Below are 19601 nucleotides of genomic sequence, written 5' to 3'. Positions count from 1 at the left end.
GAGACACATCATGAAGCCACTTATAAACCCGCCACATGGCTGCCTCACTCACTCCTGGCAACGCGCATGGCACAACCTGAACCTGCCTGCAGCGGACGATTTATTCGAGCGTCTGCTGGCGGCGTATAACGAGCCGCATCGCCACTACCACACGCAACAACATCTCGCTGAATGCCTCGAACATTTCGACGCGGCGCTTGCCCTTGCGGCCGAGCCGGGTGAAGTGGAAATCGCCCTGTGGTTTCACGATGCAATCTACGCACTGCGCGGATCAGACAATGAACTGCGCAGCGCCGACTGGGCCGTGCAGGCGCTGGCGGCAAGCGGAGCCACAACGCAGGTGCAGACGCGGGTTCACAGCCTGATCATGGCCACCCGCCACAACGCCACGCCCGGCGACGCCGATCAGCAACTGCTCGTCGATATCGACCTGGCCATACTCGGCGCCGCCCCTGAGCGCTTTAGCGAATACGACCGCCAGGTACGCGCGGAATACAGCTGGGTGCCTGGCCTGCTCTACCGCATCAAACGCAAGGCAGTGCTCAAGCACTTCCTCACACGCGACCACCTCTACAGCACTAGCCACTTTCGAGATCGATACGAGCTCCAGGCCAGGGACAATCTGCAAGCGGCGATTGGATAAGCGCAAATAAAGGGTTGCTCCATTACCCACAAACAAAAGCCCCTGAAATCTTTAACGATTTCAGGGGCTTTATGTATTTCGATATGGCGAGGAAATAGGTATTTGAACCCGTCTGCGAGCGTTCCAGTTCGTGCCAAACCCGCTCAATACGGGGCTTTCGCCGTCCTCACCTGCTCATTTCGGCTCAATTCGTCGCAGTGTTTTCGACACTTTTTCGACACAACGTTTAGCTGTAGCACATAACCTCTTTGCCAAGTCCGCAGGCTAAATTGCAAGGATCATGATCACCAACACCTACGCGGCCTAACCCTAGCTATAGTTGAATCCACACCCTCTGCGCCGGCCAATGCAGCTTACTTCGAGTTAGCCACACCACAAAAAACCAACTATCCACATGTAATAAAAACCCCGAAAGATTGCTCTCTCGGGGTAGATTTACCTGTAGCTATAACATGCGAAGGCGACCTTACTTTAAACAAGAGCCATTGGAGAAATAAAAAGAACAGTACCAATCGCCACGTCAAGCGCCTTCCAGATAACCCCAACTATCGCATTCCAGACTTTTTCTACAACGATCATCATCAGCCCGCGCAATGTGTTAACAAAATTCTTTACCATTATTTCTATTGAATCCAGAAAAAAATCCTTCTCATCCTCTTTAATTTCACCACTCGCTATACAACCTGCAACTAATGCAGACTGCTTAGCAATTGCAACAAGCTGTCGCTCTGAAAACCCTCTAACACTCTCTATATCTGTTTTCAAAACACCTTTGACAGCGGACTTAATATCTTCAACCAACGCACCCACAGAAATATCCATAATAAACCTCACCGTTCCAGGAAGCTTTCATAAGTAATTGCTTGATCAAGCGCAGCCAAAACAAAGCCTTTGTGCGCAGAAATAATTGAAGCACTCATATTAGTAGACTTATCTCTTTCCCTCATAGCTATTAACTGCCTTACAACTTCATTAATCGCACCTGAGCTTGGTGCGACCAGTGAAATCTCGTCTTTGTTTCGACTTTTCAAATACTCATTAGCCTTTTCTACAACCTTACTACTAGGCACAGGACGAGCTTCCGCCATAACCTTCAATGACTCAAAAGCCCCTATAAGTTCATCATATGTATTTTTTCTGCCAGGATAATCTTCAGTTAACGAGCCATTTGAAATCGAAGCAAATAAAACCAAAACTTTCTTACTATTATCCTTAAGTCCATCAACTATTGCTTTGTCGTACTCAGGAGCAAGCTTGATAGCACACCCCACCACCAAAGCACACATCAAAGCAATTACAGGCAGCTTTACTATTACACTTTTTATATAGCGCATATCAACCAAGCCTCCTACAATTATAAAATAATAAAATCTAAACACGGCAATTACTACGCAAGCCATCCTTCAGCAAGTATAGAAACTGCAACTTCTCAATGGGTATTTTTAAATTATCAACAACCAAGGGTGCCGGAAGAGAAAACTCTTCTTGCAACAACAGTCTTCCTGGTTAGCGCTAGGCTCAAGAAAAATAGTTAAACTTTCGAAAGGGCGGGAATCAAGTATGAGAGACATCAGAGGGCACCTTCCTTGTGTTGACTCACTCCAGGCTAGACCATCCCCCCGCAATCGCAAGTGGCCACTATCGACTGACTTAAATGTCACTCAAGCAACAAGGTCGCCCCAAACGTGGATACCGGTCTTTCCGGTCACGCTGCTATCGCTAACCCATTCGCGGCGTTGGCCGTTTCAAAAAAGAATCGCCCGGCATCCTTGCAGGTCTCGATTCATTCAACTGCTTGCTTCAACTGAGCTTTTGCACGCTTCACCGTACAGTCACAAGGAAATGAAGAGCTCAATCCCCATCGCCCAGGAACTGGAAACGCAGATCCAACACCATTTCAAACAGCACGGCCTGTTCAGCAAGTGCCTCAACAGCTTTGATAAGGCCCTGGCTGAATCTCGCTTACCGGTCCCGGCTGGCCAGTCGTCACACGTTCTCCGGCACACCTTCTCTAGTCACTTCATCATGAACGGCGGAAATATTCTTACCCTCCAGAAAATTTTGGGTCATTCCTCGTTAGCCATGACTGTGCGCTATTCGCACTTAGCTCCAGACCACCTTCAAGATGCAGTAAGGTTTGGCTTGAAGAACATCCATACCCTCTTAACTTAATCATCAATAATTCTTTATCACGACATAACTACCGTCTTTCCCTGACTTTGATTCCATTCCGAAGCGAGAACCTGCGGGTTTTACCCCCCTCATTAAATAAAACATGTCAGCAAGTATAGAGGATGAATCACCTATATAAGCATGCCCAAGCAAACTCGTATCGACCATTGATGCATCTATCGAGTCAATCCCTGGAACTAATGCCACCCCATTACTGGAGTCACCAGCACGATACTCACCGTTGACCTTTTTAGAAGCCGCCAATGCCAAATCATTAGAAGATGCATACAGCGTCACCTGCGCACCCGACTCAACAAGTGCAGGACCAATTTCCCTCTTAAATACACCCGCATCAATATCTGGAGCCGCCAATATGACATCACTCAGCCTATCTTTAAGATCAGGACGCTCAGCAAGCAAAGACGATATTGCGCGAGTGGCCCCTCTTGTCCCCATACTATGTGCAATTATATATATTTTTTTTGCTGAAGATTTTTCGGCAAAGTCTTTTATAAACCTCTTTATGTCAGGGTATGCCCACTCCATAGTCTGAGAGTCGACCGTATATGAAATCACCTTGCCTTTTGAGGGCCAACTATAGAAAACCGGGGCACCTTTGAAGCCCAGATCGAAGGCTATTTGAGCCGTACGTTTTGCAGCCTCATCAAAACTCACGTTATAGCCATGAAAAAATATGAAAGCTTGACTTTCATCTCCAGTATATTCGCTAGAAACCCGCTGATAAAACTCATCTTCCAATAGCAACCCACCATCCAAAACAACCATATGGTCTTTTGGGTTTGCAGGTTTAAAGAAACGCCACGTAGGAGATTCTATCTGACCAATAAGATGCTTACTTGGAATACTAACATCGCAATAACCTAGTGACACATCACCTCGATCATCCCCCATCCTACTAACTATATTTCCAGCGTCACTAACCTCCCGATTCGAAGAAAAGAAAGTTCTAACTACCGCATAGTTATTTTTATTCTTGCGCCTAGGGTCAATGACAACTTCCTCCACCATAGCCTCTTCAACAACTACGACCTCTTCATTATCCTCGTACCCCCCGGCAGGACGCGAACTACACCCTGTAGCCAAAACCACAATACAGCAAATCAATGCAGCAACTTGAATCTTCATAATTGATTTCCCTTTCAATGAGAACACAATATAAAAGTATATTTAGCTACGTTTTCTAAAATCAATTTCGTAGACAGCAATCCGCTTCAACACGCTGAAACTGCAGAAGCAATCACAAAGATAGCAGAGTGCCAGCAACACGCTGTACTCATGCCCAACAGGGGGATATCGACGCTTTTTCGACAGTTTGACTGTCTGAAACGAAAAAGCCCCCGAAACTCTATGAATTTCAGGGGCTTAGACTTGCGATATGGCGGGAAGATAGGGATTTGAACCCTAGGTGCTATCGCTAACACAACGGATTTCGAATCCGTCCCGTTCGGCCACTCCGGCATCTTCCCGTGGCGGCGCGCATGATAACAGCTGAAGTGCGTTTGGCGAACCCCCAGGTTTAAAATTTTTCGCATACTTTCAGATGCTTGCGATCAAAGGCGATGAATAGCGGCAAAATCTGGCTGGTGGGAGGCTAAACAATCGCCCACCAAAAGGGGCGCCGTAGCGCCCCTCTGTGTCGCGGTTACCCGCGTATTGCTGCGACTTATACGGTCAGGCGCGTCAGGGCTTCGCGGTATTTGTCGGCGGTTTTTTGCGCGACGTCGGCGGGCACTGCTGGGGCTGGTGGCTCTTTGTTCCAGCCGGTGGATTCCAGCCAGTCACGCACAAACTGTTTGTCGAAGCTTGGCGGGTTTGTGCCTTCTACATAGCTGTCCGCCGGCCAGAAGCGGCTGGAGTCCGGGGTCAGGGCTTCGTCCATCAGGGTCAGGGTGCCGTCTTCATCCAGACCGAATTCGAACTTGGTGTCGGCGATGATGATGCCGCGCGTGGCTGCGTATTCAACTGCTGCGCTGTACAGGGCAATGGCGGTGTCGCGCACTTTGGCGGCCAGTTCGGCGCCAATAATCGCTTCGCACTGCTCGAAGCTGATGTTCTCGTCATGGTCGCCCACGGCGGCCTTGGTCGAGGGGGTGAAGATTGGCTGCGGCAGCTTGGCCGCTTCCTTGAGGCCCGCTGGCAGTTGAATGCCGCAGACGGTGCCGCTCTTTTGATATTCCTTCCAGCCGGAGCCAACGATATAGCCACGCACGATGGCTTCCACTGCAACCGGCTTAAGGCGTTTGGCGACCACTGCGCGGCCTTCGACGAGGTGTAATTCTGCCGCAGGTACGATGTCTTCGACCTTGTCGCCGGTGAAGTGGTTGGGCACCAGGTCCTTGAGCTTGTCGAACCAGAAGTTGGAGATGGCGGTGAGGATCTTGCCCTTTTCCGGGATTGGCTCGTTGAGGATCACGTCGAATGCCGAAAGGCGGTCGGTGGCGACCATCAGCATGCGTTTGTCGTCGACCTCGTAAAGATCACGGACTTTGCCCGAATAGATTTTCTTCAGGCTCAGGGTGGTGGCTGTGCTCATGTCGGAATTTCCGCCTTTGGTAAACAAAACAGGCGAAACCCGCCGGGTTTCGCCTATTGGTAGTGCCGGTGCAGCAGTTGCCTGCTGTCAGCCAAGGTTTTCCTGGATCAGGTCCAGCACCTTGCGCGCCACGTCGGCGGGGGCAATGGTGTTGAGGTCTTTTTCCACGGTGACCTGCACGCTGTCGCCAACGGCGGTCAGGCGTACCTGATAGCGCTCGGCACGGGCGTCGATTTCTTCCTTACTCGGCTCACTGCCAAATACGCTACCGAAGAAGCCAGGTTTGTCGTCCGGCTTTTGCGCACGTTCGGCCAGGTTGATGTAGTACACGCCGAGGCTGCGGTTGATGTCGTCGATGCGCACATCAGCCATTTCCAGGGAGCGACCCACGCCGGACCAGGCACGGTCAAAATCAGCGCCCAAGCTCAAGACCGGGTTGCCGTTGCCGTCTTCAGACAGGCTGACGCGGTTCGGTGCATCGTAATCACGGGCGGCCAGCAGGGAGACAGAACCACCCTGCTCGGCGCTGCGAGCCAGGGTCACGAGCATTTCATCGAGCAGCGCAGCATCCAGGCTTGGGTTGCTGCTGCGGTTGGTGAAGGCGACATCGGCGGTGCTGCCAGCTGGACGCTCGGCGCTGACCACGAAGATTTCGCTGGTATTGCGCTGCACGCCTGGCTCGATACGCACCCGCACGCGGGTTTCGGCATCTGGATTCACGCCGGAAACGCGGCTGCTCAGACGACGCGCCATGGATTCGGACAGGGCATCGAAACGCTGCCAGGAGGTGCTGAATTCGCCCGTTTGTGGACGCTCTTCTGCAATCTGAAAACCATTGTCAGCAAAGAACTGACGCGCTACAGGCCAGACTTCAGCCGGTACGCGCTGCGCCACAACCCAGCGCGACTCGCCGCTCTTTTGCAGGCTGAACTCGCTGGCATCACCAGCCACAGCCAGGGCTTGCGGGCGCGGCACGGTAAATTCGCCGGTATCGGTGGTGGTGGCTACCTGCTGCGGTACGGGCAGCAGTGGGTCGATACGTTTGGCGTCGACGTTTGGCGGCATTTGCATCGTGGCCGTCTGACGGGCTTCGAGATAGTCGCTGCCACGGTCACGGAAATAGCCGTTTTCGCCATAGATCCAGCCACAACCGCTGGTGCCAGCGATGATCAGGGCCAGGGCGGAGAGTCCGGTGAGTCGCTTCATGCGTAGTAATTCCTCAATTAAACCAATACGCCGGACTGGCGCAAGGCCTGACGCAGCGGTTCATGACAACGTGGGCTGAGCCAGGTCAGTGGCAGACGGATACCGTCTGGCATCAAACCCATTTCATGCAGAGCCCATTTCACCGGAATCGGGTTGGATTCGATAAACAGCGCCTTGTGCAGCGGCATCAAGCGGTCGTTGATCGCCCGGGCAATCGCCGCTTCACCGCGCATGGCCGCCGCGCACAGATCGCTCATCGCGCGCGGGGCGACGTTGGCGGTTACCGAGATATTGCCCTTGCCGCCCATCAGCATCAGCTCGACGGCGGTGGCGTCATCACCGGAATAAACCAGGAAATCCTTGCTCACACGATCCAGTACTTCCTGGCCGCGTTGCAGGTCGCCGGTGGCTTCCTTGATACCGATGATGTTGTCGATCTTGGCCAGACGCTCGACGGTTTCCGGCAGCATGTCGCAGACCGTACGGCCTGGCACGTTATAGAGGATCTGCGGGATGGCCACCGATTCGGCGATATGGCGGAAGTGCAGGTACAGGCCTTCCTGAGTCGGCTTGTTGTAATACGGAGTGACCAGCAGGCAGGCATCGGCGCCGACGTCTTTGGCAGCGCGGGTCAGTTCGACCGACTCACGGGTGGAGTTACCACCGGTGCCGGCGATAACCGGAATGCGCCCGGCGACCTGATCGACAATGCGCTTGATCACTTCGATGTGTTCAGGCACCTCAAGGGTCGCCGACTCGCCGGTAGTGCCGACTGCGACGATGGCATTGGTGCCCTCCTGCAGGTGGAAATCCACCAGTTTGCTCAGGCTGTCCCAATCAAGACCACCTTGTGCATCCATGGGCGTAACCAGTGCCACCATACTGCCCGCAATCATGCAACCGCTCCTGCCGGAAAAAGAGAGCCGCAATGGTACTGGGGCCACCTGCCTTGCACAAGCGAAGTACCGAGGCTGTGATGCAACGCGTATACAATCTTTCTCGAGCAAACGCGGCACATTCCTCACCACCCAACCGCGCCGGCATTCCCCTGAGCGGTGCTTTTCGCTACCCTTCCGGCTTTGATCGGCGCTGTGTACGCAGGCCGACCGCTTATCGTTTAGGAAGGCTGCATGTCCACCCCCCTAGTTCGCGAACAATTCCTGCTTATCAGTGCCCTTGGCCCCAACGCCATGGAGCTGACCAATGTGCTCTGCCGCACCAGTCACGAGAACCGTTGCGCCGTGGTCAGCACCCGCCTGAGTCGGCATGGCGAGTACAGCGCACTGGTGTTGCAGATATCCGGCAGCTGGGATGCCCTGGCGCGCCTGGAGTCGAGCCTGCCGGCGCTGGCGAAGAAACACAGCTTCTCGGTCAATGTGATTCGCAGCGCCGCCTCGGAAAGCCGCCCCCAGGCGCTGCCTTATGTGGCGTATGTCAGCTCGGCCTACCGCCCAGACATCCTCAATGAGCTGTGCCAGTTCTTTCTCGACCATCACGTCGAGCTGGAAAACCTCACCTGTGATACCTACCAGGCCCCGCAGACTGGCGGCACCATGCTCAACGCCACCCTGACCGTGACCCTGCCAGCTGGCACGCAGATCAGTTGGTTGCGCGATCAGTTCCTCGACTTTGCCGATGCGTTGAATCTTGATGCGCTGATTGAGCCTTGGCGTCCGCAGAATCCATAAGGAGATTTTTATGGCCGTAGCACTCGACACCCCGGTTGCAGACTTCCAGGCCCAGGCCACCAGCGGCCAGACCGTTCAGCTGTCCGCACTCAAGGGCCAGCAAGTGGTGATCTACTTCTACCCGAAGGACAGCACCCCGGGCTGTACCACCGAAGGGCAGGGTTTTCGTGATCAGTACCCGGCGTTTCAAGCAGCCAACACGCTGATCTTCGGTGTGTCGCGCGACAGCCTGAAATCCCACGAGAACTTCAAGTGCAAGCAGGAATTCCCCTTCGAGCTGATCTCCGACAAGGATGAAGCCGTCTGCCAGCTGTTCGATGTGATCAAGCTGAAGAAGCTCTACGGCAAGGAATACCTGGGCGTGGACCGCAGCACCTTCCTGATCGATAAAGCAGGCGTACTGCGCCAGGAATGGCGCGGCGTGAAAGTACCCGGGCATGTCGATGCGGTATTGGCCGCAGCCCAGGCGCTGAATAAAGCCTGAATCGCACGCGTAAAAAGCCGGTCAATTGACCGGCTTTTTATTGCCTGCAGATTAATCGGCCGCTATCTGCTCACTGCGCGGCCAGGCGTCGATCACCGCCTTGAACAGCGTGGCCAGCGGGATGGCGAAGAACACCCCCCAGAAGCCCCACATGCCGCCAAACAGCAGCACGGCGCAGATGATCGCCACCGGGTGCAGATTGACCGCCTCGGAGAACAGCAGCGGCACCAGGACGTTGCCATCCAGCGCCTGAATGATCCCGTAGACCACCATCAGGTAGATGAACTGATCACCAAAGCCCCACTGGAACAGCCCAATCAGCGCCACCGGCACCGTCACCACCACCGCGCCGATATACGGCACCACCACCGACAGGCCGACAAACAAGGCCAGCAGCGCCGCATAGTTAAGCCCCAAGGCAACAAAGGCGATGTAGGTCACCACGCCGCAAATGATGATCTCGATCACCTTGCCACGGATGTAGTTGGCGATCTGCTTGTTCATCTCCTCGGCTACCTGGGTGATCAGGGCACGCTCACGCGGCAGATAACCGCGAAACCAGGCGCCGATCAGCTCCCGATCCTTGAGAAAGAAGAACACCAGAATTGGCACCAGGACCAGGTAGATCATGATGCTGACCAGCATCGGCAAACTTGATAAGGAAAACGACAGTGCCCACTGGCCAAACTTGCCGACCTCACCACGCACACCCTCAATCAGCTGCAGCACCTGCACATCGGTAATCAGCGTTGGGTAACGCTCCGGCAGCAGCAGAAACAGCGACTGCCATTCCCCCAACATGCGCGGCAGTTCATTGAACAAGGTGCTCAACTGCTGCCAGAGCAGCGGCATCAACACCAGCAGAAACAACCCCAGCATGCTTAGAAACAGGGTGAACACCAGCCACACCGCCACCACCTGCGGTAAGCGCAGGCGCTCAAAGGCATTCACCAGACCCTGCATCAAAAACGCCAGCACCAGGCCCGTCAGCACCGGAGCCAGCATGCCGCCCAGATTCAGAATCGCAGCAAAACCAAGCACCAACAGCACCGCGAGCACCACCGCCTGCTCATCAGAAAAATAGCGATGCAACCAATCCTGAAACACCTTGAACATCGTGACTCCTTACTTGGGCAGCGCCTTTAATAGGCTGCCTCATAATCCGCACTTGTCGCAGCAAACCCTAAGCCTTGCGCAGCCAATAACGGTACACGCCATTATCGACCTCTTCACGCAGCAGACTATGCCCCGCCAGGCTGGCGAAGGCACGGAAATCCCGCTGCGAACCAGCATCGGTGGCCTCAATCTTGAGCACAGCACCACTGGCCAGACGATTTAGCTCCAGCTTGGCCTTAAGTAAAGGTAGCGGGCAGTTCAGCCCGCAGGCGTCCAGTTGCGCGTCGAAGTCCTCGGCACGCCATTGCATATCAGTCATTGAGCCACTCCAGGAAGGCCGCAAGGATACCCAAGGCCGCACAACCCTGGCCAGCACAGCCGCCAGCCAGCTACAGTAGCGCCTTTGTTCGACACGAGCTTTGTGCATGAGCCTTCTGCGCCCTACCCTGTTGACGCTGGCCTGCCTGCTGGCAGCCCCCGCCATGGCCAGTGACCTGCCCTCCCTTGGCGATGCCAGTTCCGCCATCGTTTCCCCGCAGCAAGAACACCAACTGGGCCGCGCCTGGCTGAGCCTGGTACGCGGCCAGGTCAGCCAGCTCGACGATCCACAGCTCAAGGACTTCGTCGAAACCAGCGTCTATCGCCTGAGCGAAACCAGCCAGCTGCAGGATCGCCGCCTGGAGTTCGTCCTGCTCAACAGCCCGCAGATCAACGCCTTCGCCGCACCCGGCGGGATTGTCGGGGTCAACGGCGGCCTGTTTCTCTATGCGCAAACTGAAGCCGAATACGCCTCAGTGATGGCTCACGAACTGGCGCACTTGTCGCAACGCCACTTTGCCCGCGGCCTGGAAGCCCAGCAGCGCATGCAGATCCCGGTCATGGCCGGCCTGCTCGCTGGTATCGTCGCGGCGGCTGCCGGCGCTGGCGACTTAGGCATCGCCGCCATCGCTTCGACCCAAGCCGCGGCCATGCAGGAACAGCGGCGCTTCTCTCGGCAGAACGAGCAGGAAGCTGACCGCATCGGCCTGGTCAACCTGGAAAAAGCCGGCTTCGACCCACGCGCCATGCCCAGCATGTTCGAGCGCCTGATGCGCCAGTACCGCTACGACCGCAAGCCGCCGGAATTCCTCCTCACTCACCCGGTGTCGGAGTCGCGCATCGCCGACACCCGCAACCGTGCCGAACAGTACAAAGCCACAGGCATCACCGACAGCGTGCGCTACCAGCTAATGCGCGCCCGCGTGCAGCTGACCTATGAAGAAACCCCAGGTGTCGCCGCCAAGCGTTTTCGCAACATGCTCGACGAAAACCCACAGCTGGAAGCCGCCCGCTATGGCCTGGCGATTGCGCAGATCAAAAGCGGCCAGCACAAGGAGGCCCGCGAGTCCTTGCAACCGCTGCTGGCGAACTCCCCCAACGATGTGGCCTACAACCTGGCGCAAGTTGAACTGGATATGGCCGCCAATCGCCTGAGCGACGCGCAAAGCCGGATTACCCGGCTGCTGACCCTCTACCCGAACAACTACCCGGTCAACCAGGCACATATCGACCTGCTGATGAAGCAGAGTCGCACTCAGGAAGCCGAGCGCGCCCTCGACGACATGCTGAAAAGCCGCGGTAAAGACCCGGACATCTGGTACCAGGTGGCTGAAGTACGCGGCCTGAGCGGCAACACCATCGGCTTGCACCAAGCCCGTGGCGAGTTCTTCGCCCTGGTCGGTGACTACAACCAGGCCCTGGAACAGCTCGATTTCGCCAAACGCCGCGCCAGCAACAACTTCCAACTGGCCTCACGCATCGACGCCAGGCAGCGCGAGCTGATGGAAGAAAAACGCATCATCGAGCAGATGCTGCGTTAGAGACGTCCGCGCCAGAAAAGAAAAAGCCAGGCAAATGCCTGGCTTTTTTATGCAACTCGCTTAGGCGTTGCCGCTCAGCTTGAGCCGCGCCGCCTGGGTGAAATCGAGCATGCGCTTGAGCGGCTTGATCGCTTTGGGGATTAACGCCGGGTCGACGAATATCTCGTTACTGCCCTCGCGCAGGCACTCCAGGGTGCGCTGCAGGGTGTTCATCGCCATCCACGGGCAATGTGCACAGCTGCGGCAGGCCGCGCCGTTACCGGCGGTCGGGGCAGCGACAAACTCCTTGTCCGGGCACAGCTGCTGCATCTTGTAGAAGATGCCGGCGTCGGTGGCGACGATAAAGGTCTTGTTCGGCAGACGCTGCGCAGCGGCGATCAGCTGGCTGGTAGAACCCACTGCATCGGCCAAATCGATCACTGCGGTCGGCGACTCGGGGTGAACCAGCACGGCGGCGTCCGGGTACAGCGCCTTCATGTCTTCCAGCTGCTTGGCCTTGAACTCCTCGTGGACGATGCAGGCACCATCCCACAGCAGCATATCGGCGCCGGTCTTGTTCTGGATGTAACGCCCCAGGTGCTGATCCGGCGCCCAGATGATGCTTTCGCCGTTGTCCATCAGGTGCTCGACGATTTCCACCGCGCAGCTGGAGGTCACCACCCAATCGGCGCGCGCCTTCACCGCCGCCGAGGTATTGGCATACACCACCACCGTACGCTGCGGATGCTGGTCACAGAACGCCGAGAACTCTTCCACTGGGCAACCCAGATCGAGCGAGCAGGTCGCTTCAAGCGTCGGCATCAGCACGCGCTTTTCAGGGTTAAGGATTTTTGCCGTTTCGCCCATAAATTTAACGCCGGCTACCAGCACGGTCTGCGCCGGGTGCTGATTGCCGAAACGGGCCATTTCCAGCGAGTCGGAAACGCAGCCGCCGGTTTCCTCGGCCAGCGCCTGCAGCACTGGGTCACAGTAATAGTGCGCGACCAGCACGGCGTTCTGCTTTTTCAGCTCGGCAGCAATTTCAGTACGGTAGAAAGCCTCTTGCTCGGGCGTCAGCGGCTTGGGCTGCTTGGCATCGAGGTGGGCTTGCACAAGCAGGCGTTCGGAAATCTGGGTCATGTCATCAGGCTCTGAATATGCTTTCAGTGCAGCGAGTATACCCGCCTGCATGGCGCCAGCGCAGGCAGCTTGCAACCACGTACAGGCGGTAAAAGTTACAGATACAAAAAAGCCCGAAAATTCCTTTAATCAGAACTTTCAGGCTTCTTGACCTTCCGAGGAAGGAAATATGGTGGGTCGTGTGGGATTCGAACCTACGACCAATTGGTTAAAAGCCAACTGCTCTACCAACTGAGCTAACGACCCAACGCGAGGCGCATGATACTGATTTAATTCAGGAATTCAACACTTCGCGAAAACTTTTTAGAAATAACGAGTGGGATCTACCAGCCCAGCGGTAGCAAAACCCGCAGCACGCAGACGGCAGCTGTCGCATTTGCCGCAGGCGCGCCCCTCATCATCAGCCTGATAACAGGAGACAGTCAGCGCGTAATCAACGCCCTGCTGAACGCCTGCCTGAACGATCTCGGCCTTGCTCATGGCCTGCAGCGGAGCCTGAATGCGGAAGCCCTGCCCTTCTACACCGGCCTTGGTGGCCAGATTGGCCATACGCTCAAAGGCCTCAATAAACTCCGGACGGCAATCCGGGTAACCGGAATAATCCACCGCGTTCACGCCGATAAAAATATCTCGCGCACCCAGCACCTCAGCCCAACCCAGCGCGAGGGACAGGAACACCGTGTTGCGCGCTGGCACGTATGTCACCGGAATGCCTTCGCTCGGGCTCTCCGGCACCTCAATGCTCGAGTCAGTCAACGCCGAGCCGCCCATGCCATTGAGATTCAGGCCGATCACCTTGTGCTCGACCACACCCAGTTGCCGAGCCACTTGCTCGGCCGCTTGCAACTCAGAGCGGTGACGCTGGCCGTAATCGAAACTCATGGTGTAGCAGCTGTAGCCATCGGCCTTGGCCAACGCCACCACGGTGGCCGAATCCAGCCCGCCTGACAGCAGGATTACCGCTTTCTTATCGCTCATATCAATGTCCCGGCTCATCATTCCAGAGAATCTTGTGCAGCTGCATTTGCAGGCGTACTGGCAGGTTGTCGGCAATGATCCACTCGGCCAGCGAGCGTGCATCCAGCTCATGGTGGCTGGGCGACATCAGCACTTCGCTAACACGCTGATCCAGACGGTACTGAATCAGCTTGCTCACCGCCCAGTCATAGTCCTCACGGGAGCAGATCACGAACTTGACCTGATCATTGGGCGTCAGCAGCTCGATATTCTCGTAGCGATTGCGCGCCACTTCGGCCGAGCCTGGGGTTTTCAGGTCGAGGACCTTGCTTACCCGAGGGTCGACTGCCGACACATCCAGCGCGCCGCTGGTCTCCAGCGACACCTCATAGCCGGCATCACACAGGCGCTTGAGCAGAGGAATACAGTTGGGCTGCGCCAACGGCTCACCACCGGTCACGCAGATATAACGCGGCTTGTAGCCGGCGACTTGCTCGAAAATGGCGTCCAGCGACATGATCTCGCCACCACTGAAGGCATAGGCGGTGTCGCAGTATTGGCAACGCAGAGGACAGCCGGTCAGGCGAACGAACACAGTCGGCAAGCCGGCGGTGCGCGTCTCGCCCTGCAGCGAGTAGAAAATCTCGGTAATGCGCAGGGTATCTTGCATATCAGCCACGGGCGTGACAGCTAAACAGGCTGTCCGCCTCCGTTGCGGGAAAAGGGCCGCGGATTGTATACGAAAAAATTTCCGGGAGAAATTTTTAACGTCGCGCAGCGACGGCCCGCAGGGTGGCCGCCAAGGATGGCGGGCCACAAAAAATCCCGGGAGCAGTTTTTAACAGCGCGCAGCGACGGCCCACAGGGTGGCCGCCAAGGATGGCTGGCCATAAAAATCCGGGTGAAATTCTTAACACCGCGCAGCGACAACCCGATGGGTAACCACTAGGGATCACCGGACATAAAAAACCCGCGCAAGGCGCGGGTTTCTTGAATCGAATTGCGGCGTTACGGCAAACGCTGCAAATCACGCTGCGCCAACTGAGCCGCTGAACTGCCCGGGTACTGCGCAATCACCTGCTGCAGAATACCTTTGGCCTTGTCGCTATTACCCAGACGCTGCTCGACATCAGCCAGCTTGAACAGCGAGTCCGGCACCTTGGCGTGGCTTGGATAGGTTTGACTGACCCGCGCAAAGGCCTGGCCCGCGCCTTGTAGATCACCCTGTGCCAAATTCACCTCACCCAGCCAGTACTGCGCGTTACCGGCGTACTGACTGTTGGGGTATTTACGCAAGAAAGCTGAAAAAGCCTGACTGGCTTTGTCGAAGTCCTTGGCTTTGATCAAGTCAAAGGCAGCTTCGTAGAACAGCTTTTCCTTTGCAGGGTCAGCCGGCTCATTGCTGGCCGGAGCTTGCGCCTGCCCCGCCGCTGGCGGAGTAGGTGTACCGCTGGCATTGATTGCGCCAGCAGCTGAAGAATTCTGGTTGGTCGCAGCACCTGCCGCACCACCACTTACACGCCGATCAAGATCCTGATAACGCTCCAGGCTTTCTTGCTTCAGACGTTGAATCTCATTCTGTTGTTCTTCCAGCGTACCGCGCAGCTGCGCGATCTCTTCCTGCATCTGCTGCAACTGGTTGAACAGCATGCCCTGCGCCGAGACAGGGGCCGCAGCCCCTGCCCCGGCGTAGGTGCCGGACGTACCGTAACCAGCAGGCGGGTAACTGCTGCCGTAACCGGCATTGTTATCCACCACGGGAACCTCAGCCCACGCCGCAAGCGGCAGGCTGAGCGCCAAAACGGTTAAAGCACGGCGGCACGTACGCATATCGAATTACTTACGCAGTTCGACGCGACGGTTTTGAGCCCAGGAGGACTCGTCGTTGCCAGTGGCGATTGCACGCTCTTCACCGTAGGAAACCAGTTCCAGTTGAGCCGGGGAAACGCCCTGCAGTACCAGGTAACGCTGCACAGCTTTGGCGCGACGCTCGCCCAGAGCCATGTTGTATTCACGAGTACCGCGCTCGTCAGCGTGGCCTTCCAGAACTACACGAGCGCCGTTGCCTTGCAGGTCACGGGCGTGCACGTCCAGAGCGCGCATGGCCTCTGGCTTCAGGTCGGAGCTGTCGTATTCGAAGTAGAAGGTGGTGATAGCGCGCAGAGCAGCTTCTTCGCTCAGGCTGCTGTCGATACCGCTGTTGGCGTCATAGCCAGTGTTAGGATCGGTAGCGCCTTCGCCAGCAGCGTCGCCGCCTTTCGAGGAGCAACCAACTGCAACGGCCAGAGCCAGGCTCAGGGCAGCAAACTTACCAAATTTCAGCATTTCCATCATGTAACTCCTAATGAACCCCAGTGTGTTAAGCAGTATTTCAGACAGCAAAAAGGTGTAGCGCCGCATCAGTTCAGGTAAGGGGACCAAGAAGGCTCTCGAACTTCGCCTTGAGCGGTAGGAAGAGGGAGCCTCACGCGACCATTGGTGGACGCTAATACCAAGACTCCCCGGCCCTGCTGGCGGGTGGCGTAGATTACCATGGTGCCGTTAGGCGCGACAGTAGGCGACTCGTCCAGACTGGTATCTGAAAGTATCCGCAAATTACCACGCTGCAGGTCTTGGGCCGCCACTTTGAACACGGTGTAACCATCCTGGCGGTGAATCATCACCAGGGTCTTCTCATCAGCAGAGAGTTTCGGGTTGGCGTTGTAGTTTCCGATAAAGGTCACACGTTCTGCCGAACCACCATTGATGTTGGTTTTGTAGATTTGCGGCTTACCGGAACGATCCGAGGTGAAGTACAGGGTCTGACCGTCCTTACCCCAGAACGGTTCGGTATCGATCGATGGCTGGTTGGTTACCCGGCGCAGCTGGCGAGTGCCCATGTCCATCACATAGATTTCCGGGTTGCCGTCACGCGACAGCACGAATGCCAGGCGATTGCCATCCGGCGACCAGGCTGGCGCGCCATTCAGGCCTTCAAAGTTGGTGATCTGCTCGCGGCGACCGGTATCGATATGCTGCACAAAGATGCGCGGACGCTTCTGCTCGAACGAGACGTAAGCGATACGACGGCCATCTGGAGCAAACGACGGCGACAGAATCGGCTCGCGCGATTGCAGCAAGGTCACCGCACGAGCGCCGTCATAGTCGGAACGCTGCAGGGTGTAACGGGTGTTGTTGACCGCAAAACGCTCGGCAGTCACGTAGAGCATGCGGGTGGAGAACGCGCCCTTCACACCGGTAAGCTTTTCAAACGACTGATCGGCGATATGGTGCGCCATGTCGCGCAGCTGATCGACACCACCACCCACGCTGCCGGTCATGACCTGCTGCTGWGTGGTGACGTTGAACAAGGCAAACTGGATCTGCAGACGCCCGGCACTCGGCACAATGCTGCCGACCAGCACGTACTGCGCGCCCAGAGCCTGCCAATCGCGGTAGATCACTTCAGTCGCCTGGGTCGGCAAGCTGATCATGTTCTGCCGAGGGATCGGCTCGAACACACCGGAGTTGCGTAGGTCATTGCCGATAATTTCAGCCATGTCCTCGGGCAACACGCTGCCACCCTGCCAACCAAACGGCACTACGGCAATGGGGGTGGCACGATCAGTACCACTGCTGATCACCAGCGGATCAGCGGCCTGAACGGTGCCGACCAGCATGGCCAGACCGAGCAGAACAATACGCATCAGGGTATTCACAGACCTAAATCCTCCGGTTTGAAGACAGCGCGACGCTGCCGGTAAAGGCGATCAAAAGTGGCACGGTCCAGTTGCTGCATTTCAGCAATACGTCCAACGTTACGCACCGCTTGCACGGCCGAGTTATCGAATGGCGAGTCGCCACTGGAGCGCGTCACGCTGGCATTGGTTATGGTGCCATCAGGCAGCATTTCGATCAGTACTTCTACGCTCATGCCATTACGCGCCGATGGCGGGCGCCGCCACTGCTGGCTGACCAGCATAACAATCAGATCATCCAGGCTACCGGCCACCTGATCACCGACGGTATCGGCGATTGCCTGCTGACGACCGACATCCTCGGACAACAGCTCGGCCAGTGCAGCAGCCTTCTTGTCTTCTACCGCTTTACGCTGAGCCGCTTCAGTTGCTTTCTTTTTGGCATCATCGGCAGCTTTTTTCTTCGCAGCTTCGGCGGCGGCTTTCTTTTTCGCCTCTTCTGCGGCTTTTTTCTTGGCGTCTTCTGCAGCCTTCTTCTTGGCTGCCTCATCCGCCGCTTGCTTCTTGGCTACATCGGCGAGCTTCTTCTGCTCGGCGGCCTTCTTATCGGCCTCGGCTTTCTTCGCAGCTTCCGCTTTCTGAGCCTCTTGGGCTTTCTTTTGTTCCGCGGCCTTGGCCGCTACTTTTTCCTGCTCGGCCTTTTTCTGCTCAAGCTGCTCGGTCTCGTACACCGGAGCCGTGGTTTTCTTGGTTTCGCCAGCGATTTTCTGATTGGTCTGGGTGGTGGCCTGGCTCTGCGACTGCAGCTTGTACAGGGTCGCCTGCACCACTGGCTTGGCCGGTGGTAGCTCCGGAGCAAAGGCGAAGCTGACGAACAACATGGCAAACATGATGACGTGCAGCCCCACAGCCCAGACCACAGGCCAGAACAGACTTTCCGAGGGCGAACGCTCGCGCTGGTAGTGCATCAGGGGGCCTCGGTAATCAGCCCGACGTTACCCACGTCAGCCTGCTGCAAGCCACCCATGGCCGCCATGATGGTGCCGTAGTCAACGGTCTTGTCGCCGCGCACGAACACCTGCACCTGCTTACCGGTTGCCCGGCTCTGGCTGATGATCGCAGTCACTGCGCGAGTCATTTCTTCCAGGGTCAGCGCCTTGTCCTGCACGGTATCGACATCGACTTCGGTGCCCATATTCCAGAAATAGGTCTTATCGGCCTTGATCGAAATGGTCAGCACCTGGGCGTTATTGTCCTGCGGCAAGACTTCACTGCTGACTTGCGGCAAATCGACCTTGACCCCTTGGTTGAGCATGGGCGCGGTCACCATAAAGATCACCAGCAGTACCAACATCACATCGATGTAAGGCACTACGTTCATCTCGGCGACGGGCTTGCGTCTGTTGCGAATTCTGGCCATGGCTTAAAACCTTTCGTAAAGAGTGCCTAAGGCTTAGTCGTCGCTGGTGTGAACTTTGCGGTGCAGAATCGCCTGGAACTCGTCGGCGAAGGTGTAGTAACGGCCAATCAGCATTTCGCCACGGGCGGCAAAGCGGTTGTAGGCAATTACCGCAGGAATCGCGGCGAACAGACCGATCGCGGTGGCGATCAGTGCTTCAGCAATACCCGGAGCTACGGTGGCCAGGGTCGCCTGYTGTACCTGAGCCAGGCCGCGGAAGGAGTTCATGATGCCCCACACGGTACCGAACAGGCCGATATACGGGCTGGTCGAACCGACAGTGGCGAGGAACGGCAGGCTCTGCTCAAGCTTCTCTTCTTCACGGGAGATGGCCACACGCATGGCACGCGCCACGGCGTCCATCACCGCATCCGGATCAACACCGGCCTGCTGACGCAGACGCGAGAACTCTTTGAAGCCGGCGCGGAAGATCTGCTCCAGACCGGAATCCGGGTCCGGGTTGCTGCCCGCTTGGCGGTACAGCTTGGACAGATCGATACCCGACCAGAAGCGCTCCTCGAAGTTATCCAGGGCACGCTTGGCCGCACGCAGCAGCGCGGTGCGCTGAAAAATCATGACCCACGAAGTGACCGAAGCGGCCACCAACGTCAGCATTACCAGTTGCACCACCAAGCTGGCGTTGCTGATCAGACTCCACATCGACATA

Annotated in this window: 21 protein-coding genes, 2 tRNA genes and 1 pseudogene; 5 read left to right on the top strand and 19 right to left on the bottom strand. The window is 56.6% G+C overall.

Going from position 1 to position 19601, the window contains the following annotated elements:
• The first annotated feature begins 10 nt into the window (after positions 1–10).
• Complete coding sequence (locus tag P3C18_RS19985; RefSeq protein ID WP_275963541.1) at positions 11–643, top strand: N-methyl-D-aspartate receptor NMDAR2C subunit; 633 nt, start codon at positions 11–13, stop codon at positions 641–643.
• Positions 644–1114: 471 nt separating this feature from the next.
• On the opposite strand, the gene P3C18_RS19980 is transcribed toward P3C18_RS19985, so the two are convergent.
• Together P3C18_RS19980 and P3C18_RS19975 are read right to left on the bottom strand one after the other, a co-directional pair.
• On the bottom strand, positions 1115–1465 hold the full coding sequence (locus P3C18_RS19980) for a hypothetical protein (protein WP_275963540.1): 351 nt from the start codon (positions 1463–1465) through the stop codon (positions 1115–1117).
• 8 nt (positions 1466–1473) lie between these two features.
• A complete protein-coding gene (locus tag P3C18_RS19975) occupies positions 1474–1977 on the bottom strand; it encodes a hypothetical protein (protein WP_275963539.1) in 504 nt (167 codons plus the stop codon).
• A 517-nt stretch (positions 1978–2494) separates the two neighbouring features.
• Between P3C18_RS19975 and P3C18_RS19970 the strand changes: the two are divergent.
• Positions 2495–2815, top strand: a pseudogene (locus tag P3C18_RS19970) (tyrosine-type recombinase/integrase); the annotation flags it as partial.
• Between the two features lie 3 nt (positions 2816–2818).
• Here P3C18_RS19970 and P3C18_RS19965 read toward each other — a convergent pair.
• The 5 genes from P3C18_RS19965 to dapA form a co-directional block, all read right to left on the bottom strand.
• Positions 2819–3961: an alpha/beta hydrolase gene (locus P3C18_RS19965; RefSeq protein ID WP_275963538.1), complete on the bottom strand. Its 1143-nt coding sequence runs from the start codon at positions 3959–3961 to the stop codon at positions 2819–2821.
• A gap of 251 nt (positions 3962–4212) precedes the next feature.
• A tRNA-Ser gene (locus P3C18_RS19960) sits at positions 4213–4302 on the bottom strand.
• 197 nt (positions 4303–4499) lie between these two features.
• On the bottom strand, positions 4500–5369 hold the full coding sequence (locus P3C18_RS19955; RefSeq protein ID WP_275963537.1) for a phosphoribosylaminoimidazolesuccinocarboxamide synthase: 870 nt from the start codon (positions 5367–5369) through the stop codon (positions 4500–4502).
• An 87-nt stretch (positions 5370–5456) separates the two neighbouring features.
• Entirely contained in the window at positions 5457–6575 is a 1119-nt protein-coding gene (gene bamC / locus P3C18_RS19950; protein ID WP_275963536.1) for an outer membrane protein assembly factor BamC, read from the bottom strand.
• 17 nt (positions 6576–6592) lie between these two features.
• Positions 6593–7471: a 4-hydroxy-tetrahydrodipicolinate synthase gene (gene dapA / locus P3C18_RS19945; protein ID WP_275963535.1), complete on the bottom strand. Its 879-nt coding sequence runs from the start codon at positions 7469–7471 to the stop codon at positions 6593–6595.
• Between the two features lie 234 nt (positions 7472–7705).
• Here dapA and P3C18_RS19940 point away from each other — a divergent pair, with 234 nt between their 5' ends.
• Positions 7706–8263 carry a glycine cleavage system protein R gene (locus tag P3C18_RS19940; protein WP_275963534.1) on the top strand — a complete coding sequence of 186 codons (558 nt, stop codon included), beginning with the start codon at positions 7706–7708 and terminating at the stop codon, positions 8261–8263.
• A gap of 10 nt (positions 8264–8273) precedes the next feature.
• Entirely contained in the window at positions 8274–8747 is a 474-nt protein-coding gene (locus tag P3C18_RS19935) for a peroxiredoxin (RefSeq protein ID WP_275963533.1), read from the top strand.
• A 51-nt stretch (positions 8748–8798) separates the two neighbouring features.
• Here P3C18_RS19935 and P3C18_RS19930 read toward each other — a convergent pair whose 3' ends face one another.
• Together P3C18_RS19930 and P3C18_RS19925 are read right to left on the bottom strand one after the other, a co-directional pair.
• Positions 8799–9863, bottom strand: coding sequence for an AI-2E family transporter (locus P3C18_RS19930; RefSeq protein ID WP_275963532.1), 1065 nt, complete (start codon positions 9861–9863; stop codon positions 8799–8801).
• A gap of 67 nt (positions 9864–9930) precedes the next feature.
• The gene (locus P3C18_RS19925; RefSeq protein WP_275963531.1) at positions 9931–10182 is read right to left on the bottom strand and encodes a sulfurtransferase TusA family protein; all 252 of its coding nucleotides are present in this window, start codon (positions 10180–10182) and stop codon (positions 9931–9933) included.
• Positions 10183–10288: 106 nt separating this feature from the next.
• On the opposite strand from P3C18_RS19925, the gene P3C18_RS19920 reads away from it, so the two are divergent.
• Positions 10289–11722 (top strand): M48 family metalloprotease, encoded by a 1434-nt coding sequence (locus P3C18_RS19920; protein ID WP_275963530.1) that lies wholly within the window; start codon positions 10289–10291, stop codon positions 11720–11722.
• A gap of 60 nt (positions 11723–11782) precedes the next feature.
• Here P3C18_RS19920 and nadA read toward each other — a convergent pair whose 3' ends face one another.
• From nadA to tolQ, 10 genes are all read right to left on the bottom strand, one after another.
• Positions 11783–12841: a quinolinate synthase NadA gene (gene nadA / locus P3C18_RS19915; RefSeq protein WP_275963529.1), complete on the bottom strand. Its 1059-nt coding sequence runs from the start codon at positions 12839–12841 to the stop codon at positions 11783–11785.
• Positions 12842–13011: 170 nt separating this feature from the next.
• Positions 13012–13087 (bottom strand) — tRNA-Lys (locus tag P3C18_RS19910).
• Between the two features lie 57 nt (positions 13088–13144).
• A complete protein-coding gene (queC, locus tag P3C18_RS19905) occupies positions 13145–13819 on the bottom strand; it encodes a 7-cyano-7-deazaguanine synthase QueC (protein ID WP_275963528.1) in 675 nt (224 codons plus the stop codon).
• A 1-nt stretch (position 13820) separates the two neighbouring features.
• The gene (queE, locus tag P3C18_RS19900) at positions 13821–14468 is read right to left on the bottom strand and encodes a 7-carboxy-7-deazaguanine synthase QueE (RefSeq protein WP_275963527.1); all 648 of its coding nucleotides are present in this window, start codon (positions 14466–14468) and stop codon (positions 13821–13823) included.
• 338 nt (positions 14469–14806) lie between these two features.
• Positions 14807–15628, bottom strand: coding sequence for a tol-pal system protein YbgF (gene ybgF, locus P3C18_RS19895; RefSeq protein WP_275963526.1), 822 nt, complete (start codon positions 15626–15628; stop codon positions 14807–14809).
• A 6-nt stretch (positions 15629–15634) separates the two neighbouring features.
• Positions 15635–16129: a peptidoglycan-associated lipoprotein Pal gene (pal, locus tag P3C18_RS19890; RefSeq protein WP_275963525.1), complete on the bottom strand. Its 495-nt coding sequence runs from the start codon at positions 16127–16129 to the stop codon at positions 15635–15637.
• 68 nt (positions 16130–16197) lie between these two features.
• Complete coding sequence (gene tolB, locus P3C18_RS19885; RefSeq protein WP_275963524.1) at positions 16198–17496, bottom strand: Tol-Pal system beta propeller repeat protein TolB; 1299 nt, start codon at positions 17494–17496, stop codon at positions 16198–16200.
• Positions 17493–18443, bottom strand: a complete 951-nt coding sequence (gene tolA / locus P3C18_RS19880) for a cell envelope integrity protein TolA (protein ID WP_275963523.1) — start codon at positions 18441–18443, stop codon at positions 17493–17495. The genes tolB and tolA overlap by 4 nt, the downstream gene beginning before the upstream one ends.
• A complete protein-coding gene (tolR, locus tag P3C18_RS19875) occupies positions 18443–18895 on the bottom strand; it encodes a protein TolR (RefSeq protein ID WP_275963522.1) in 453 nt (150 codons plus the stop codon). Before tolR ends, tolA begins: the two co-directional genes overlap by 1 nt.
• A gap of 33 nt (positions 18896–18928) precedes the next feature.
• On the bottom strand, positions 18929–19600 hold the full coding sequence (gene tolQ, locus P3C18_RS19870; protein WP_275963566.1) for a protein TolQ: 672 nt from the start codon (positions 19598–19600) through the stop codon (positions 18929–18931).
• Between the last annotated feature and the right edge of the window lies 1 nt (position 19601).

The sequence above is a fragment of the Pseudomonas sp. 1928-m genome (assembly GCF_029269135.1).
In the GTDB taxonomy this organism is placed as follows: domain Bacteria; phylum Pseudomonadota; class Gammaproteobacteria; order Pseudomonadales; family Pseudomonadaceae; genus Aquipseudomonas.
Note: the sequence above shows the minus strand (reverse complement) of the source record. Positions and strands in the feature narration are given on the sequence as shown.

What these genes read in the sequence shown, in the direction of transcription:
- P3C18_RS19985 (WP_275963541.1), top strand. Translation starts at nt 11, where the DNA reads ATGAAGCCACTTATAAACCCGCCACATGGCTGCCTCACTCACTCCTGG.
- P3C18_RS19980 (WP_275963540.1), bottom strand. Translation starts at nt 1,465, where the DNA reads ATGGATATTTCTGTGGGTGCGTTGGTTGAAGATATTAAGTCCGCTGTC.
- P3C18_RS19975 (WP_275963539.1), bottom strand. Translation starts at nt 1,977, where the DNA reads ATGCGCTATATAAAAAGTGTAATAGTAAAGCTGCCTGTAATTGCTTTG.
- P3C18_RS19965 (WP_275963538.1), bottom strand. Translation starts at nt 3,961, where the DNA reads ATGAAGATTCAAGTTGCTGCATTGATTTGCTGTATTGTGGTTTTGGCT.
- P3C18_RS19955 (WP_275963537.1), bottom strand. Translation starts at nt 5,369, where the DNA reads ATGAGCACAGCCACCACCCTGAGCCTGAAGAAAATCTATTCGGGCAAA.
- bamC (WP_275963536.1), bottom strand. Translation starts at nt 6,575, where the DNA reads ATGAAGCGACTCACCGGACTCTCCGCCCTGGCCCTGATCATCGCTGGC.
- dapA (WP_275963535.1), bottom strand. Translation starts at nt 7,471, where the DNA reads ATGATTGCGGGCAGTATGGTGGCACTGGTTACGCCCATGGATGCACAA.
- P3C18_RS19940 (WP_275963534.1), top strand. Translation starts at nt 7,706, where the DNA reads ATGTCCACCCCCCTAGTTCGCGAACAATTCCTGCTTATCAGTGCCCTT.
- P3C18_RS19935 (WP_275963533.1), top strand. Translation starts at nt 8,274, where the DNA reads ATGGCCGTAGCACTCGACACCCCGGTTGCAGACTTCCAGGCCCAGGCC.
- P3C18_RS19930 (WP_275963532.1), bottom strand. Translation starts at nt 9,863, where the DNA reads ATGTTCAAGGTGTTTCAGGATTGGTTGCATCGCTATTTTTCTGATGAG.
- P3C18_RS19925 (WP_275963531.1), bottom strand. Translation starts at nt 10,182, where the DNA reads ATGACTGATATGCAATGGCGTGCCGAGGACTTCGACGCGCAACTGGAC.
- P3C18_RS19920 (WP_275963530.1), top strand. Translation starts at nt 10,289, where the DNA reads ATGAGCCTTCTGCGCCCTACCCTGTTGACGCTGGCCTGCCTGCTGGCA.
- nadA (WP_275963529.1), bottom strand. Translation starts at nt 12,841, where the DNA reads ATGACCCAGATTTCCGAACGCCTGCTTGTGCAAGCCCACCTCGATGCC.
- queC (WP_275963528.1), bottom strand. Translation starts at nt 13,819, where the DNA reads ATGAGCGATAAGAAAGCGGTAATCCTGCTGTCAGGCGGGCTGGATTCG.
- queE (WP_275963527.1), bottom strand. Translation starts at nt 14,468, where the DNA reads ATGCAAGATACCCTGCGCATTACCGAGATTTTCTACTCGCTGCAGGGC.
- ybgF (WP_275963526.1), bottom strand. Translation starts at nt 15,628, where the DNA reads ATGCGTACGTGCCGCCGTGCTTTAACCGTTTTGGCGCTCAGCCTGCCG.
- pal (WP_275963525.1), bottom strand. Translation starts at nt 16,129, where the DNA reads ATGGAAATGCTGAAATTTGGTAAGTTTGCTGCCCTGAGCCTGGCTCTG.
- tolA (WP_275963523.1), bottom strand. Translation starts at nt 18,443, where the DNA reads ATGCACTACCAGCGCGAGCGTTCGCCCTCGGAAAGTCTGTTCTGGCCT.
- tolR (WP_275963522.1), bottom strand. Translation starts at nt 18,895, where the DNA reads ATGGCCAGAATTCGCAACAGACGCAAGCCCGTCGCCGAGATGAACGTA.